This window comes from Chryseobacterium bernardetii (genome assembly GCF_003815975.1).
Classification (GTDB): Bacteria; Bacteroidota; Bacteroidia; order Flavobacteriales; family Weeksellaceae; genus Chryseobacterium; species Chryseobacterium bernardetii.
Map to the genome: position 1 here is coordinate 3,921,647 of NZ_CP033932.1, position 12,228 is coordinate 3,933,874.

The 12,228-nt window shown below is 38.4% G+C and carries 12 protein-coding genes; 5 read left to right on the forward strand and 7 right to left on the reverse strand.

All coding sequences use genetic code 11. The features are described from left to right. Positions 1-8: 8 nt before the first annotated feature. Positions 9-1,532 (forward strand): FAD-dependent oxidoreductase, encoded by a 1,524-nt coding sequence (locus EG339_RS17815; protein ID WP_123871273.1) that lies wholly within the window; start codon positions 9-11, stop codon positions 1,530-1,532. Positions 1,533-1,535: 3 nt separating this feature from the next. Continuing rightward, positions 1,536-2,192 (forward strand): DUF6766 family protein, encoded by a 657-nt coding sequence (locus EG339_RS17820; RefSeq protein ID WP_123871274.1) that lies wholly within the window; start codon positions 1,536-1,538, stop codon positions 2,190-2,192. On the opposite strand, the gene EG339_RS17825 is transcribed toward EG339_RS17820, so the two are convergent. Next, positions 2,174-2,977 (reverse strand): AraC family transcriptional regulator, encoded by an 804-nt coding sequence (locus EG339_RS17825; protein WP_228459014.1) that lies wholly within the window; start codon positions 2,975-2,977, stop codon positions 2,174-2,176. The two genes, EG339_RS17820 and EG339_RS17825, sit on opposite strands and share 19 nt — an antisense overlap. 141 nt (positions 2,978-3,118) lie before the next feature. Between EG339_RS17825 and EG339_RS17830 the strand changes: the two genes are divergently transcribed. After that, the gene (locus EG339_RS17830) at positions 3,119-4,198 is read left to right on the forward strand and encodes an Atu1372/SO_1960 family protein (RefSeq protein ID WP_378113337.1); all 1,080 of its coding nucleotides are present in this window, start codon (positions 3,119-3,121) and stop codon (positions 4,196-4,198) included. Between the two features lie 285 nt (positions 4,199-4,483). Here the strand turns inward: EG339_RS17830 and pdxR are convergent, their stop codons facing one another. Beyond that, positions 4,484-5,914 carry a MocR-like pyridoxine biosynthesis transcription factor PdxR gene (gene pdxR / locus EG339_RS17835; RefSeq protein ID WP_123871277.1) on the reverse strand — a complete coding sequence of 477 codons (1,431 nt, stop codon included), beginning with the start codon at positions 5,912-5,914 and terminating at the stop codon, positions 4,484-4,486. A 101-nt stretch (positions 5,915-6,015) separates the two neighbouring features. Here pdxR and EG339_RS17840 point away from each other — a divergent pair, with 101 nt between their 5' ends. Together EG339_RS17840 and EG339_RS17845 are read left to right on the forward strand one after the other, a co-directional pair. Beyond that, the gene (locus EG339_RS17840) at positions 6,016-6,471 is read left to right on the forward strand and encodes a cupin domain-containing protein (protein WP_123871278.1); all 456 of its coding nucleotides are present in this window, start codon (positions 6,016-6,018) and stop codon (positions 6,469-6,471) included. A gap of 122 nt (positions 6,472-6,593) precedes the next feature. After that, the gene (locus EG339_RS17845) at positions 6,594-7,478 is read left to right on the forward strand and encodes a dihydrodipicolinate synthase family protein (RefSeq protein ID WP_123871279.1); all 885 of its coding nucleotides are present in this window, start codon (positions 6,594-6,596) and stop codon (positions 7,476-7,478) included. 155 nt (positions 7,479-7,633) lie between these two features. On the opposite strand, the gene EG339_RS17850 is transcribed toward EG339_RS17845, so the two are convergent. From EG339_RS17850 to EG339_RS17865, 5 genes are all read right to left on the reverse strand, one after another. Continuing rightward, entirely contained in the window at positions 7,634-8,140 is a 507-nt protein-coding gene (locus tag EG339_RS17850; protein WP_066694870.1) for a pyridoxamine 5'-phosphate oxidase family protein, read from the reverse strand. 229 nt (positions 8,141-8,369) lie between these two features. Then, positions 8,370-9,014: a ligase-associated DNA damage response endonuclease PdeM gene (gene pdeM, locus EG339_RS17855; RefSeq protein WP_164466458.1), complete on the reverse strand. Its 645-nt coding sequence runs from the start codon at positions 9,012-9,014 to the stop codon at positions 8,370-8,372. Between the two features lie 32 nt (positions 9,015-9,046). Next, positions 9,047-9,649, reverse strand: coding sequence for a 2,3-bisphosphoglycerate-dependent phosphoglycerate mutase (locus EG339_RS17860; RefSeq protein ID WP_123871281.1), 603 nt, complete (start codon positions 9,647-9,649; stop codon positions 9,047-9,049). A gap of 127 nt (positions 9,650-9,776) precedes the next feature. Next, entirely contained in the window at positions 9,777-10,415 is a 639-nt protein-coding gene (locus EG339_RS24715; RefSeq protein WP_317126864.1) for a DEAD/DEAH box helicase family protein, read from the reverse strand. A 15-nt stretch (positions 10,416-10,430) separates the two neighbouring features. After that, the gene (locus EG339_RS17865) at positions 10,431-12,227 is read right to left on the reverse strand and encodes a DEAD/DEAH box helicase (protein ID WP_317126865.1); all 1,797 of its coding nucleotides are present in this window, start codon (positions 12,225-12,227) and stop codon (positions 10,431-10,433) included. Position 12,228: the final 1 nt, after the last annotated feature.

The window sequence follows — 12,228 nt, forward strand, 5'->3', positions numbered from 1 at the left end:
TACTGGTTATGTACAGAGATGGCGCAAGAAAAAGTATATGGCAGGATGAAATCAGGAAATTTTCAACAGAAAATGATCTCAGCCAGTGGTTTGATACTGTCATCGTAGGCGGTGGGATTACAGGAGTTTCCACCGCCCTGAAACTGCAGGAATCCGGACAGAAATGTATTATTATAGAAGCAGCTAATATAGGATTCGGGACTACAGGAGGAACAACAGCCCATTTAAACGATTTCTTTGATACCACTTTTGCACAGGCCATTAAGGATTTTGGGCTGGAAAATGCCAAATTGTATGCAGAATCCGGTAAAGATGCCATCCGGATTATAGAGGACAACATCGAAAAATACGACATTAGCTGTGATTTTATCAGGAAGGATGCCTATCTTTTTGCACTGGATGAAGATCAGGAAAAACAGCTTAAAGACATTGTAACAGGAGCTGCTCAGGTAGGTCATGAAATGATGTATGTAAATGAAATTCCATTTCCAATTCCTTTCAGGGAAGCCGTACGTATTCCGGATCAGGGGCAGTTTCATCCCATAAAATATATCAAGGCGCTTTGTGAAGCTTTCATTCAGTTAGGGGGTGCTATTGAAGAAAAATGTGTATCTGAAGAGCATGAAGAATACGACGATCATATTGTACTTACAACCTCCAAAGGAACAATAAAAGTAAAAAACCTGGTTTATGCCACACACATTCCGCCCGGAATCAATGTGCTTCATTTCACCAATGCCCCATATCGCAGCTATGCAATGGCTTTCAGTTTAAAAGATAACAGTTATCCGCGGGAATTGGGGTACGATCTCTGTGATCCTTATCATTATTACCGGATTCAGGAATATGAAGGAGAGAACCTATTGATTGCAGGCGGTGAGGATCATAAAACCGGTCATTCTGAAGATACCGGAGAATGTTTCTCAAGACTGGAGAGTTATGTAAGAGAACATTTTGATGTAGAAACAACCTATTTCAGCTGGTCCAGTCAGTATTATGAACCTGTAGATGGTTTACCATATATCGGCAGACTGCCCGGAACTAAACAAAGAATATTTACAGCTACTGGTTTCAGAGGAAACGGAATGATCTTCGGAACCCTTTCTTCACAGATCTTACATGATCTCATAGTTACAGGCCAAAGTAAATATGAACCCCTGTTCAATCCTTTAAGAATAAAACCTATTGCCGGATTTGCAGATTTCGTAAAAGAGAATGCTGCAGTGGCTTTTGATTATATAAAAGATAAAATTTTTGTCGAAAGAATTGATTCCCTGTCTGAAATCAAGCCTGGCGAAGCAAAAGTTTTCCGCTACGAATCGGATACCTATGCTTTGTATAAAGAAATTAACGGTACTTTCCATCTCCTGAGGAGTACCTGTCCGCATGCTTCCTGTGAGGTAAGATGGAACAGTGCTGAGCTTAGCTGGGATTGCCCTTGCCATGGTTCACGATTTAATATCAATGGTAAGCGGCTTAATGGACCCACAACAAAAAACCTTGATAAAATATTTCCATTTCAAAAAAAGTAAATCATGACCCACAGAAGTTTTCTATACCGCAATAGTTTGAGTATTACAGTTATTATACTTATGCTGCTTTCTCTTACGGGGCAGTTCTTTACCGGCTGGAAAACAGAGAACAAAGAGCTTGAAGAAAATGGATTTCCGGCCTTAACGATTAATGAATATTTTTATAGCGGGCATTTTATCCAGGCTACTTTTGAAAACTGGGAAAGCGAATTTCTTCAGATGATGTTATATGTTTTATTAACTGTATCTCTCCGGCAAAAAGGTTCCAGCGAATCTAAATCGTTGGAAGGAACTGAAGACGTTGACAGAGAGCCAATACCACATCCCCAAGCTCCATGGCCTGTAAGAAAAGGAGGAATATGGTTGAAAATATACAAACATTCACTATCGCTGGCCTTTGCTTTACTGTTCCTGTGCAGTTTTGGAATGCACTTTTACGGCAGCCTTAAAAATTATAATAATGAACAGGCAATGAAAGGAGAACCCGGGGTAACAGCTATACAATATCTTTCGGAATCACGGTTCTGGTTTGAATCATTTCAGAACTGGCAGATTGAATTCCTTGCAGTTGCCTCCATTGTTATTTTGTCTATCTGGCTACGGGAGAAAGGATCACCGGAGTCCAAGCCGGTAGATATGCCTCATGATGAAACCCCATGATTTTTCTTGGACTTGGGTTTTGCTTTCATCACAGCAAAATAAGATGAGGTAAAGGCAGATAGACTCTGATAGCCTACTTTGTAAGCTATCTCACTTAAAGTATACTGTTTCGTATCAATCAGTTCAATACTTTTTAATATTCTGGTCAGCTGAAGATATTTTTGCAGGGTAATTCCGGTTTCATTCTTAAAAATCCGCTGCAAACTGCGTACAGACATCTGTGCTTTGGCAGCCAGGGAATCAATATCCAGATTATATTTAAAATTGGAATTGATGTCATTGCAAACAGGAATTAATCTTGTGTCTTTTGGAATAGGAATTTCGAGTCCGTTACTTTCTTTGCAAAAGTTTGGAAGACTCTTTAATATGGCTTTAAAGAAAATACCCTGTTCTTCGTTTTCATCCAGAGATTGATTCCATTTTGAAGCATAAAGCAGCATTTCTTTTAGAACCGGCGGAACAGCAAATACATGTACACTCTGATAAAACTCTTCATCAAACACAGATTTGAACAGAAAGACCATCAGATTAAGCGTTTTTGCTTCAGAAGTAATTTTATGGGCTATTCCGGAAGGAATCCATATCACATGATGCTGTGGAACCAGATAAATTTTCTGATCAATATGAAAATACTGATACCCGTCTTCCACAAAGGTTAATTGGGCACGGTGGTGAACATGTTCATAATCATCATGTTTCCAGTCTTTTTCGCACCAAACATAAGCTTCTTTGTTGATGGTGTCTACAAACTGGCTCTCTGTTCTTTCAATCAGTCCACATTTCATTCTGTCGTTTTGTATATATTTTTTGGCAAATTTAATAAAAACGCCAATATTAATTTTGTATCATTAATTCATACCCCCTTCAGAATGAAAAAAATATGTTCTTTATTTATTTTAATTTTACTATTTAACACCACACAGATTATGGCACAGAATAAAGCTAAAATATTAGTCCTTATCCACTCAGACAATGGTAGAACGTACGAACTGGCCAAAGAAATTGCCAAAGGTATTGAGAGTGAAAATAATGCTGATTCTTATATCAAACTGGTGAAGCCATCACAAAATCCCAACCTGAAAAGTTTACCTGTAGCAACAGTAGATGAGCTTGCCAACTACGATGGAATCGCTTTCGGATCACCTGTTTATTTTGGAAATATCAGCACCGGAATGAGTGAATTCTTATCTAAAACCGTTCAGCTTTGGACAGAACATACTCTGGAAGGAATTCCGGCAACCGTATTCATGTCTGCAGGAAGCGGTGCGGGAAAAGAATTGGCTATTCAGTCTTTTTGGAACAGTCTTGCAGTGCACGGAATGATTTTAGTTTCTAATGGAATTCGTGGAACAGAAGAACTTAACAAAGCGATCCCACAGGGAAATTCGGTACTCGGAATCACAACTATGGCCTCCCTGAAAGATGTTGAACGTCCCACAAAAGGAGAAAGAGCGCTGGCGGAACTTCAGGGAAGAAATTTTGCGAAAGTATCACTGGCATTGAAAGATACCCATCCGAAAAGAGCTGTATCCGTCACTGAAAATCATCAGAATTTTAATGAGATTCTAAAACAGAAAAATATTGTTCTGCCACAAGTTCCTAAACCAGCAGGCAATTACCAGCCGTTTGTACGTTCCGGAAATCTTGTTTTTATCAATCAGGTAGCTTTAAAAGATGGAAAGATCTTTAATCCGGGGAAGTTAGAAGTAGAGGTTAACGAACAGCAGGTAAAAGATGCAACCAGGGTAACTATGCTTAATGTCCTGGCTGTTCTTCAAGAAGCAGTAGGCGGTGATCTGGGTAGGGTAAAACAATGTGTACAGCTTACCGGGATTTTCAACACAAAGGATGATTACGCCAAACATGCTGAGCTGATGAATATTGCTTCTGATCTTACGGCTGAGGTTTTTGGAGATAAAGGGAAACATGCAAGAGCAACATTTGGGGCGTCTTCCATTCCGGTAAATTCTTCCGTGGAGATTCAGGCTGTTTTTGAAGTGGAGTAGTTTTTTCTATGAATCTCACGAAAGATATTGGGAAATATAGATAATTTATAGCGCAAATGGATAATAATTTGCGCTATTTTTATGCTTTGGGGATTATGTAATGTCTCGCAGATTGTGCAGATAACGCAGATAATAATTCTATACAATCCGTGTGATCTGCGGGAAACAATTTTTTAAGATTCTTCTTTTGTCAGAATAACAAAAATCATGTTTATTTATCTCGCTGATTGAAAAGATCTGGATGATAATAAACTATATAAAATCTGCTAATCTGTGAGAACCTTATTACAAATACTGATTAAAAACTTCTGCAATAATCGGTATACTTTGTTCCAGTTGTTCCTCCGAAACAGAGCCATAACTTAGTCTGAAACCATTGACATGATTTCGGCTGTATTGCTTAGGATGGATGATCTTAATATTCTTCTCTAACAGTAATGAGGTTACTTTATCCCAATCCAATACTGCTTTTGGGACAATCCAGAATGCCAATCCGCCTTCAGGTAAAGTAAAATGAGCAACTCCTTTCATATATTGATTCAAAAGGCTGTATACAAAATCCCTTTTACTTTTATAATGAGCTGTAGCTTTTCTGATGTGTTTTTTTACCGCTCCTTCTTTGATTAGCTGTAAAACAGCCTGCTCCATAATAACATCTCCGTGTACGTCAATAATTTTTCTTAAACTTCCGATCTTTTGCAGTAAATCCTGATTTTTAGTGGCCAAATATCCTATCCTCAAGGCTGGAGCCACTACTTTACTCAAAGTTCCCACATACACATAATTATTTAGTTCGGGAAAGCTTGAAATAGGCAAAATAGGGCGGTAACCAAAATGAAACTCATTGTCATAATCATCTTCAATGATCGTAATATTATATTGATTGGCTAATTCTATTAATCTTAACCGCCTTGATAAGCTTAAAGTAACCATCGTTGGATATTGCCTGTGAGGGGTTATATAAACTGCTTTTATGTTTTTGTACTGAGATAAAAGTTTTTCAATAGCCTGTACATTAATTCCTTCTTCGTCTACGGAAACAGGAAGAAGTTTGGCTCCTGAGTATTCAAAAGCCTGCCACGCAGGTTGGTAACCAGGGTTTTCTACAATGACACAATCTCCGGAAGTTAAAAGACTCTGAGCGGTCAGAAACATGGCCATCTGGCTTCCTCTTGTAATAGATATTTCTTTTTCATGGATCTGCATACCCCGCTGATGGTTCAGCATTTGAGAAATCATTTTCCGGAATTCTATATCACCGTGCTCATCTCCATAACCCATCATCTGCCATTTTGCTTTGATTCCGAAGATCTGGCGGTAGGCTCTTGCCAATTCTGTGACAGGAGCTATTTTACTGTCCGGATGGCCATCATCAAAATTAACCATGGTACCATGATTATGGATAGGATGATCCGAAACATCAGAAAGCCTTTCAATTCTTTTTTCATGTAAAACAGGAAGATGGCCCGAAACAAAAATTCCTTTTCTCTCCTTAGAAATTACCCATTCTTCGTTCAACAAGACCTGATAAGCTTCTACTACAGTATTTCTGTTGATTTTTAACATAGCTGCCAGGTTTCTGCTTCCGGGAAGGGTATCGCCGGGCTTCAGTCTTCCTGACTTGATGTCTGTAATAATGGTGTCTGCTATTTGCAAATAAACAGCTTTATCAAGTTTTTTATCAATTTCGAATTCTAATTTCCAAGGCCTTAGCATCTGGACTATCTATTTATATAAAAACTGAATCATTTAAACAGTCCAAATATAAAATAATTTTGTCATGCAATAAAGCACAGAATCTTTAAATTTTTAAAATTATGGACAAGAAACAGTTCAGTTCAAAAGACTTTCACGAAACGTATGCAAGACCAAAGTATGTAAAACCAAGCCATTTAATTCATAAAAATGTGGAAAATGCAGGTGAGCATAATCAGTTTTCAACGGAAAGGAAACATCCTGTTTTTTTTGTTGACCTTCCCAGTAAAAATGTGAGCATGACAATTGGGGGACTAATCCCGGGACAACAAACGAACAGACACCGCCATACCTATGAAACTGTATTATTCGTCATTGAAGGAAAAGGCTGGACAGAAGTAGAGGACGAAAGAGTATATTGGGAAGCCGGAGATGCCGTTTACATTCCGTCATGGGCATGGCATAAACACCAAAACCTGAGCGATACCGAACCTGCCAAATATATAGCCTGCGAAAATGCCCCACAGCTGCAGAACTTAGGCGTTGCCCTTAGGGAAGAAGAGGGTAGAGACCTTTAATTTTACACTGGCAGAAAGGAGTAATAAAAATATTACAGTTCTTTCATTTTAAACTTAGTTTACTTCTTTCTGTCATTTCAATTCTATTACAACAAACAATATTTATTTTAAATTCAAGACATATGAAAAATGTTCCATTTAAAGGAATTATCGCATATCCCATCACTCCGTTTCATGAAAATGATACCATCAATATTCCGCTTTTCAAAGAGATGGTTGAAAAACTTATAATTTCCGGAAGCCATGGAATTGCATCCCTGGGAAGTGCCGGTGTTATGCCTTATCTATCAGACGAAGAGAAGGAAGCTGTAACTGAAGCTACAGTACAACAGGTCAGAGGCAGGATCCCAACGCTTATAGGAGTTTCTAACCTGACTACTGAAAAGACCATCCATCATGCGCAGTTCGCAGAAAAGGCAGGTGCTGATGCCGTTATGATTATTCCCATGAGTTATTGGAAGCTCACCGATGATGAAATTGTGGCTCATTATGATGCTGTAGCCCGCAAAATTTCTATCCCGATTATGGCCTACAATAATCCGTCAACGAGTGGAGTAGACATGTCCCCAGCCCTTTTGAAAAGACTTCTCGAAATTCCCAATATAACCATGATTAAGGAAAGCACGGGAGATGTGCAGAGAATGCATTACCTAAGAAAGGAATTGGGTGAAGATGTGGCTTTTTACAATGGCTCCAATCCATTGGCATTAGCTGCTTTTTCTGCGGGAGCAACAGGCTGGTGTACGGCAGCACCCAATCTTATCCCGCAACTGAATCTCGATCTTTATCAGACAATTCAGGAGAACCAACTGCATAAGGCTCAGGATATTTTTTATAAACAGGTAGAATTATTGAAATTTATTGTGGCTAAAGGATTACCCAGAGCGGTTAAAGCGGGTCTGGATATTTCAGGTGAAGAAAGCGGTTATTTGAGAAGTCCTTTAAAACCTTTGACAGAAATTGAAACTGAAGAACTGAGAAAGATTCTTGATGAAATAAAGAATTGATTAATGTTTGGAAACACAAGGCATAAGTTTTCTCTACCTAATATTCTGCGGAATCTTTGTTAAAAATTATCTTATTTAATCGCCACGCAATTCACGAATAAAATCCCGTGAATTGCGTGGCAAATAATTTTTTTTTCTAATTGAAGCAGCAAAATCTATATTGTGGCATTTCCTTCTACACCGTCAGAATTGTCAGTCTTATTGCCTGTAATGGCTGATATTGCAAAACTGAACAAACTCACTAATTTCCCTGCTTTTGTATCCCAATAATAAGTTTCCTGCGGTTCTACACGAATGATCGTAACATTAGGATCATCTTTACCATCGAACCATGCTTTGGCCAAAGGTGACCATTTTTCTTCTATTGTTTCTTTATCCTTATAAACAGAAGCTTTTCCATATACTGAAAGGTATTGGGAGTCTTTATTGTTCATGAAGAACAGTTGCACTCTACGGTCTTCTTTAATTTCAAAATTCTTGTTGCTCGTTCCACTGCTGATAAACCAAAGATTACCGCTGTCATCTGTTTCCTGTAAAGTCATAGGACGGGAATTAACAGGTACCGTTTCCAGTTCTGTACAGAACATACATATTCTTGCATTTTCCGATAGTTCTTTGATCTTTTTGATCGCTTCTAAATGGCTAAGATTCTGTGTTGACATATTATATATTTTAAGTGATTGGCTGAATAGTAAAATTCTACAGAAAATAGAACTCATTTCTAATAACGCATTCAAATACCCGACCAAATGAGGAAAATGTGGTACATACGGTTAAATTTTTAACATTCAAATTATCTGAAGTGGCGAACTTTGCACATAGAAGTACACATAAGTTTCGAAAAATCTCTGATTCTTTAAATACTAAGAAAAGGTTTGATTCTAAAAAATCTTAAACCTCATAAATCCCCTCACCCGTAAACACAAAGAACTTACTTTTTCCCGGCAGGTTTTTAGTATCCAAACCAGTAAATTCACTGAAAGCCGGAAGTAACAATTGGTTTTCATTGAGGGCAAAACAGGGAAGCCTGATGCTTTTAACAGCCGAATTTAAAACAATTCCCGGATGAATATGCCCGGTGATCTGAAAACCGGATATTTCTTTATCAAAATCATGGATCAGTGTAAACGCTCCCAGTTCCAATAGGGATTCTTTAAAATCCAGGCAAAGCTTTTTCTCCAAAGGCTCTGAAATACGGTCGTGATTTCCTTCAATGAGATAGAATTTTAAATCTGGATACTGATTTCTCCATTGGCAGAATTCATCCACATCCGAATTATCTCCCGCATGAAGCAGATCTCCCACCACCATAAATTTATCGGGCTGAAAATATTCGATCAACGCAGATAGCCTCTCCAAATCACTTTTCATGATATGATTGGCCAGTGCAATACCATTTTTTCGGAAATGGGCCGTCTTCCCGATGTGAAGATCAGAAAGAAGTAAGGCTTTTTCTTTTTCCCAGAATACAGCACGCTGATTGGTTAGTGTAAAAACTTCATTTTGAATGGTAATTTCTTTGGTAACAATAAACACGGATAAAATGGTTCTAAGTTTAGGGTTAAAATTTAAGGGTCTCTTCTGCTTACATGAAAATTTTCATCAAAGATATAGGTTATCGGGATACCGGTTGCAATTTCTCTCTCCAGGATTTCTTCGGGAGATAAATGTTCCAGATACATGATAAGGGCACGAAGGCTGTTTCCGTGGGCAACAATCAATACATTTTCTCCTTTCTTCAACAAAGGAGCAATTTCTTTTTCGAAATAAGGAATCACCCTGTTATATGTATCTTTAAGACTTTCTCCACCCGGTGGAACCACATCATAAGATCTTCTCCACGTATGTACCTGCTCATCTCCGTATTTCAGTGCGGTTTCTGCTTTATTAAGACCTTCAAGATTTCCATAAGAACGTTCATTCAAAGCTTTATCCATAACAATAGGAATATCGGGTTTTCCAAGTTCATCAAGGATAATGGAAAGGGTATGTTTCGCTCTGATTAAGACTGAAGTAAAGGCAATGTCTATTTTTTCTTTTTTTAAGGCAATTCCTGCTTTTTTTGCTTCTTCAATTCCCATGTCTGTAATATCAATATCATGCCAGCCTGTGAACCTGTTCTCAAGATTCCAAAGCGACTGTCCGTGACGGACTAAAAATAATTTTGCCATTATGTATTTTATTTTAGCTTCCTGAAAAAGCTATACTCTAAGTTACGGCGATTATTTAAATTTATCAAGAAATTTTTGTCAGAATATTAGACTGGTAATACTCCTGATTCTTTAAAACATACTTATGTCAGATATCTGTTATATTGGAAAGTTTCAGCATTCTTTTAATTCTTGCATCTAAGCCTTCACTGGAGAGAGTCTGTCTGAGACTGTCTACTTTGATTGGAAAACTTAAAGGCGTAAAAGAGCGGGAATGCTTTAAAATAACTGCTGATTTTTCAATTCTCTTAAAAGCTTCTACCAATCTCTGCTCCTGGAGCTGCATATTAAAAACTTCTGTATAAGCCTGTCTGATTAAAAAATGGCTGGGATCATGATCTTCCAGAACTTTAAAAATGAGACCGGCTGAACTTTGTAATGATTTATTGGAGCGCTGTTGTCCCGCATAATTTTGAATCACCATTCCGGAGATTACAGCAATATCCCTGAATTTCCGTCTTGCCATTTCTGCTGAATTGATACTGGCAATAACATCATTCATCAGGTTTTCCATGGTCAATATCTGCTGTAAATTCTCTTCATTCAAAGGAATTTCCTTATCACTGAACAATTCAAATCCATAGTCGTTCATCGCCATTGAAAAGGAAATAGGAGCCAGCTTCGAAATCCGGTAGGCGATTAACGCCGCCATCACTTCATGTACCAGACGGCCTTCAAAAGGATACATAAACAGATGGTAGCCTTCGCGGTTTTTAATCATTTCCACCAGAAATTCATTTTCCTAGGGAATATGAGAGTTTTTTTCCTGATTAATCAACAACGGGTGCAAAAATTTAAGTTCTTTTTCCGAAGCTTTCGGACTTAAGGCATGTGAAAGTTTTTCTCTTAAAAAGTGCCCCAGATCGGAACTCAGGGGCAGTCTGCCGCCAAGATAACTCGGAACCAGGGCCTTTCCTTTGGCAGACCTTACATAAACCGTCATATCCTTAATCATTGCTACTTCCAGGGTACGGCCTGCAAGAATGAATTTTTCTTCTTTTTTCAGTTTGGAAATAAAATATTCTTCAATCATTCCTACATAACCACCGGAAATAAATTTGACTTTAAGCATGGCATCACTGACGATAACCCCCATATTCATCCGGTGAAGCATGGCTATTTTCCGCGAAGTTACTTTGTATAAACCATCGTCCATAATCACAATTTTATGAAACTCTTCATAGTTCTTTAGAACACTTCCGCCAATGGTAAGGAACTCAAGAATACTTTTCCATTCTTCATCCATCATTTCCTGAAAGGCATATACTTTTTTAATCCTTTCATACACTTCATCAGGATAAAAACCATTCCCAACCGCCAGAGTCATCAGGAACTGAACCAGAACATCAAAACACAGAACCTGCGGATCTCTAGGTTCCACCACTTTCTGTTTTACAGCTTCTTTTAAAGCAGAAACTTCTATTAATTCCAAAGAATGGGTAGGAACACAGTAAATTTTAGAGGTTTCAAAAGGGGAGTGCCCGCTGCGGCCTGCCCGTTGAAGAAATCTTGCCACACCTTTTGCAGAACCAATCTGAATGACCGTATCAACAGGTTTAAAATCTATCCCCAGATCTAATGATGACGTGGAAACAACAGCTTTTAATTTCCCTGAGCTTAAATTCTCTTCAATCCAGATTCGTAAATGGGCATCAATAGAACTGTGGTGAATGGCTATTTGCCCTGCAAAATCAGGGTAGGCATCCAGAAGTAACTGATACCACATTTCACTTTGACTTCGGGTATTGGTAAAAACAATGGTAGATTTCGATTCAAGGATGATGGGAACTACTTTATCAGCAAGCTTATGCCCAAGATGTCCTGCCCAGGGTAATATTTCAACCTCGTCAGGAAAAACGGGAATAATATCTATCTTTTTATGTTCTTTGGCTGTAATTTTTGTTTTTTTTATATCATAAGGGATCAAAACATCCATGGCTTCATCCAGATTTCCAATGGTTGCCGTAATTCCCCAGATCTGCAGTTTCGGGACATACTTCCTGAGCTGTGATATCCCCAGCTCAACCATGACGCCGCGTTTTGAACCTAACAGCTCATGCCACTCATCCACTACAACACATTTCATATCCCTGAAAAAAGCTTCATGATTCTTCTGTGCGAGTAAAAGATGTAAACTTTCAGGAGTTACTACTAAAATTTCAGGCATTTTTTTAACCTGCTGCTGTCTTACTTTAGGATCTGTATCTCCGTTTCTTACCCCAACCACCCAATCAAGCCCAATTTCATCCATCGCTTCCTGCATCGCCTTGGCAATATCTTTGGATAAAGAGCGGAGTGGGGTAATCCAGAGCATCTTTAATCCTTTTTTATAGTTTTCAGGATGATTTAGAAAGTCTGAGATCAATGCTAAAAAAACAGAAAAGGTTTTTCCGAATCCTGTGGGAGCCACCACCATACCGCTATAACCGCTTCCAAATTTCCGCCATGTATCAACCTGGAATTTAAAAGGAGAAATGCCTTTATCCTTCATCCATTGCTGAATGATGGTAAATCCATGAGTATGTTCAAATGCTGTCACG